The sequence below is a fragment of the Nocardia sp. NPDC004260 genome (assembly GCF_053603155.1).
In genome coordinates, this window is record NZ_JBSGEZ010000166.1 from 1 (window position 1) to 5,039 (window position 5,039).

Sequence of the window (5,039 nt, forward strand, 5' to 3'; positions counted from 1 at the left end):
GATCTCGGCGGTCGATGCGGTGATGGTGGAGTTGTTCAGCGGGCTGCGGCCACGCAAGTTCGCCCGCCTGATCACCCGGTTGCGGCGTGAGGGCGGAGGTCGCTCGCGTCGACTGCGTCGCCGGTCGTCGCCGACGCATTGGGCATTCATTACACCACCGCGCACCGGCATCGCGAGCAGGCCGGAGGCACTTGGAGTCTCTACGCGCCGGGAGACCACAGCCACTGACCTCTACCGGGCCGGGTCAGCTCGAATACCCGACTACCTGAATACCGGTCCCTGCCAGTCGGCGACCCGGGGTGAACCAAAGGCCCTGGTGTTCTGAGTCGTGGATTGGTGGTCGGTCATTATTACCGGGATCCCGGAACCTCCAGGTTCGGCACTCACGGCCGGGCTTGTCGGCTTGATAGCGTCGCAATTCTTTGCCGGAGACCGGTGCGTGCTCGGCGAGGCTCCATATCGGCCACGCTGAAGTCTTCATCCAGTCCCCGACGCAGGTACTCCAGGTCGGTGGCCAGGGCTTTTTTGTATGTCATGGCGATGATGGGGTATATGAACAGCGCCCACGAACGTATGTCCAAACTAATTTCATGCGTGATACGAGTGCCCTCGGGAACTGCTTCCAGCAGAAAGCGGAGGGTCGCGTTTTCAAACAGCTTCGAGATGGTCAGCTGGAATGACAGATCGCTCGGCGGGTTGAGTGCAATGACACGGAACACCTGACGCATACCGGAGGGCGCCGTGGTCTCGACCGTATCGCCCACTTTTAGCGGCAGCCCGGCGGGCACGTCGACCTTGGCGATGCTCCGGTCCCATTTGGGGGAGTTGTGTGGATCAATCAAAAATTGCCACACGTCGGACGGGTTCTTTTTGACAAGGACGATCGAACGTATTTGCACGATGGTGGCCTTCCTTTGTTCTCGAGCCGGGTAAGGCGTCGTCACGTCGTTGAGCGTTGTGTGCTCGATGGTGATTTAGCAGATCGCCGCGGGTGTCAGCTGTGGGTCGGGCTTTTGCGGCCGCGCCGACAACTCCGATGACGTGGCACCAGCCCGGCAACTGGATGGTACGCACGGGTGTGATGGAAGACCTCGTCCAGTCGTCATGTGTCGTCAGGCGGAGGCGTCCGGATACTTCTTCGGTGCTGCCACGCAGGACTCCTTCCTGGCCCTATCGGACCATGCTCAGAGCCCTCCAACGAACCGGGGGACCCTCAGAGCTTCGCAACACCGGTCGCGCCACGGTCGTCGACGTGTCGCGCATAACGACAACCAGAGACAGTCGCGGTTTCGTGCGCTGTCTGCGAGGCCGACTGCGGAACAGAGGATTTCACGTACGGCCTGGGTGCTTGCCGGCGACCGTCACAGGCCTCGCCCCTGAACAGTAAACAGCCCCTGGCAAGGCATTTCCGGATAGTAGTCGGCCACATGCTCCTCTATCACGACCGACCTCGCCCAGCCGTTGGCGCATGCCTCGCGAGCGAACGCTTCGGCGGCCTCCAGAGAAGCGACGTAGTGCAGGAGTTCAGGCAGCCCGATATCGACCGCCAGGTGGTACCGGCGCGAAGGACAGATGTCGGGATACGAGTGGTGGTCATCTGTCGAGGAAGCTGGCTCCGCGCCGGTGCCATAGATGTATGTGTCTTCAATCACAGATTGAGCATCGACCGATGCTAGCGACTGGCGGTATGGGGGTTTTGCCTATTGTTTGCCAGCTTCCCGATTAAGTGCTGCGGCAACGCCGGACCGGGAGGTGACTGCCAACTTGGTGAAGACTCGGGCCAAGTGTTTTTCGACCGTCTTGGGGCTGATGTACAGGTCGGCGGCGATAATGCGGTTAGAAAGGCCCTGCGCGACGCGTTGAGCGATTTCACGCTCCCGGTCGGTCAGCTTCGCGAGCGCCTCTTGGCGGGGCGCGGAAGGAGGGCGGACACGCCGACCAGCGGTGCGGAGCTCTTTAGCAGACTCGTCACGTAGGCGCGCCGCGCCGGTATCGCAGAAGATGCCGTGAGCGAGTTCAAGGTCTTTTACTGCCGCCGCCGTCTCCCCGGCCGCATGACGGGCTCGACCGGCCATCAGGTGCGCTCGACCGCTCCATATAGGCATGCCGACTTCATCGAAACAGTCGACAGCCTTCTGCGCTGCAGTTGCTGCCAGTGAAAAGTCACCCGCGGCAAAAGAAATGCAACTCCGCGCTTGATGGATGTGGCCTTCGCGGGACAGCAGACCGCTCGCGCAATCTTCTATACGCTGAGCGATGGCCTCGGCCGTATTGATCCGTCCTGAGGCCAGCTCAGCGGTCACGAGTGGAAGGTACCAGAAGGGGCGCACCGAGGGTGGCAAATCAGACAGCTCCGGGCCGCCTGCAGACAAGATTGCACGTTTTCCCTGTTCGATATGCCCTACCTCGATCAATGCCTGCCCGTAAGTAGTGTGAGCGAGCCAGGCGAACAAAGCATCAGGCCGGCGTCGGGCGGCCTCCACGGCAGCGCGGCCCGCGGTTAGTGCAACTGCCATGTCCCCAACGAGGGTCGCAGTCCAACATCGAATGGCTTCGGCAGTGGCAAGGGCTTGATCATTGTCGAGGACGTAAGCCGCCTCTACGGCTGCGTCGGCTGAACTAAGGGCATCGAGCAGTCTGCCCTGCAGCAGCTTGACAGCGGCGTCGATAAGCAAGAAACGGCTGAAGAAGTGGTTGTAGCCGGTAGTGCGAGCGACCTGTTTGCCTCGCTCGATATGACATCCGGCAGCGCGGAATCGATCGGTAACGAATTCAGCGTAAACCAACTTCACCAGCGAGTCGATAAGAGCCGGGGAAAGATTGGTGTCGTGCTTGTCGAGCTCCTGCGCTGATTTATCGATCAGGCTGCTTGTCGCCGTGATATCGCATACGTAACTAGTTGTCCAGGCCAGCCAAGAGTCCGCCACAAGATGTATCTCACTATTACCCAGTCGGTATGCCTGCGCGTGAGCATACCGGGCGGCATGGACAGCTTGATCCCACTCACCTCTCATCAAAAGGTTCTCGGCGAGAAGCAGCCGCAACGGAATTGCGCTGGGACGATCCGCTGGCACTGTTTCGAGGGTACTGACGATCAATCGGTGCGCTTGATCGGCGCGCCCGAGACCATGATCCGCGTGGGCGATCATGGATACTATCCTCGCCCGCTCATCTGGAGAGTCGGTAGTCAACCGCAGTGCATGTTCGAGCGCTGCTCGACTGTCGCGCAACTGACCGCAGGAAGCAAGGCTACCTGCTTGGGCGATCAGCAAGTCACGACGGCGGTCCGACGGAGCATCGTCAGTGAGCAGTGCGAGGGCGGCCGCAAACCATCGAGCTGCGGTCGCCGGCGCGCGACTTGCCGTTGAATTGCCTGCATCAATCAACGTCGTGATAGCGGCCTGGTCCCCCGGGGAGGCGCAACGCTGAAGGTGGTGCGCTTGCGTGCTCGGCGACGCGCCACGGTGGGACAGCAGTGTCGCGAGCTTGCGGTGGAGATTCACCCTGCTTGCGGGCGGGGTGCTGTCATAGATAACCCGTCGGACAACCGGATGACGAAAACAGAATGAGCGGCCGGACTCCGTTGGGTGAATAAGGTCAGCCGCGACGAGGTCGTTCATGTACCGCTGCATCAGACCGGGGTCGATCTCTGTGATATCGCTTACAAGATCCATCGAGAACGGGTCGCCGACGATCGATGCTGATTGCGCCAGTGCCAATACGGGTGCCGGCAGACGGTCCAGATTCGAAACTACCGCATTGCGCAGTCGGGACGGAATATCAAAATCATCCACCATGCTATTCGCGAGAGGGCGACTGCTTCGCTTGCCGTTAAAATCCGCTGACCGTGCCAGCTGCTCGACATAAAACGGATTTCCGCCCGTGGCTTCATGCAACTCCGCCACGATGGGCGTATCGGGTGACTCGCCCAACAGGGCGGCCGTCTGAGTAAGGGTGAGCGGGGCGAGTTCGTACTCGAGCAGAAGGCCTCCACGATGTGCATGTTCGATCGCGCCGCGCAAGACGGGTTGCGCTGGTCGTGGGCGAAACGACAGCGCGAGCACGGTGCGTGGTACAGGTTTGCGAAGTAGATGCGCGATCAGCTCGACCGATGCCGAGTCGGCCCAATGCACATCGTCCAAGGACAGTAACACCGGAGTCCGGCGTGCAATGCGCTCAAGAAGAATGCGTACAGAGCGGTGGTATTCGTACCGCTCCGCCGCGAGCCGCTGCGATGGTTTCGATTTGTAAGTTTCTGCGATCGCTGGTATTACGACAGCTAAGTCGGCGATAGTGGCCTCCTCCATCCCGCTGAGGGCTTCGTGTCCGAGTGCCGTGACTGGTTCATCCAATGCATCGAGAGCAAGGCCGAAGGGGATCATGGTCTCAAGTTCCGTGGCGCGCCCGTTGAGGACCGCGAAGCCTGCCGCTCCCGCATGGTCGCCCAATTCGGTTAGTAACCGCGTTTTCCCGATACCGGCCTCGCCTATGAACGCGAGGACACGCGCGGCACCGCTGGCTACAGCGACGAGGGCCTCGTCCGCTTGCGCCAACTCCGTCTCCCGTCCCAGCAGCCTTCCGCGACGAGCACCACTGGATTCGGTGACCTGCATATTACCTCCGACTCGATTTGCACGGGTTGCAGCGTTCCTCACCGGGGGCGGCGTCACCTCGGGTCCGCTGCGTCGAGCCTCCATTATAGGCATTTCCCCCATATACGTGGCGTGCATGGGCGGCGGCTTGATGACAGGTAGCGATAGTTTCGCTGGTTGCCAAAAGGTATACGCCTTGATGAAGGCCATGCCTCAAAGGCACCCGGCAGAGCGACGGGGAATGCCGGGATTATGGGTAACGTCGGAGCCGAAATTGTGGTTCAGCCGGAACGATCGAGGAGCTACCTTTGTGATAGGAGCGACTGGCAACGGCTTACATCCCGCTAAGAGTGTGTCTCACGTGGCTGATTTGGCGAGTTTCTTGTAGCAGGTCAGTGCCGCGGCGAGGGTGAGGAAGGCGAGGAAGTGTGTGGCCTTGCGGTCGTA

General features: G+C 60.7%; 3 protein-coding genes. All 3 read right to left on the bottom strand.

Annotation, left to right across the window (positions count from 1 at the left end):
* Positions 1–383: 383 nt before the first annotated feature.
* Positions 384–944 carry an SRPBCC family protein gene (locus ACWEO7_RS37950; RefSeq protein WP_452430497.1) on the bottom strand — a complete coding sequence of 187 codons (561 nt, stop codon included), beginning with the start codon at positions 942–944 and terminating at the stop codon, positions 384–386.
* A 417-nt stretch (positions 945–1,361) separates the two neighbouring features.
* Entirely contained in the window at positions 1,362–1,652 is a 291-nt protein-coding gene (locus tag ACWEO7_RS37955; protein WP_452430499.1) for a hypothetical protein, read from the bottom strand.
* A 48-nt stretch (positions 1,653–1,700) separates the two neighbouring features.
* Positions 1,701–4,613: a helix-turn-helix transcriptional regulator gene (locus tag ACWEO7_RS37960; RefSeq protein ID WP_452430501.1), complete on the bottom strand. Its 2,913-nt coding sequence runs from the start codon at positions 4,611–4,613 to the stop codon at positions 1,701–1,703.
* Positions 4,614–5,039 lie beyond the last annotated feature (426 nt).

What these genes read in the sequence shown, in the direction of transcription:
- ACWEO7_RS37960 (WP_452430501.1), bottom strand. Translation starts at nt 4,613, where the DNA reads ATGCAGGTCACCGAATCCAGTGGTGCTCGTCGCGGAAGGCTGCTGGGA.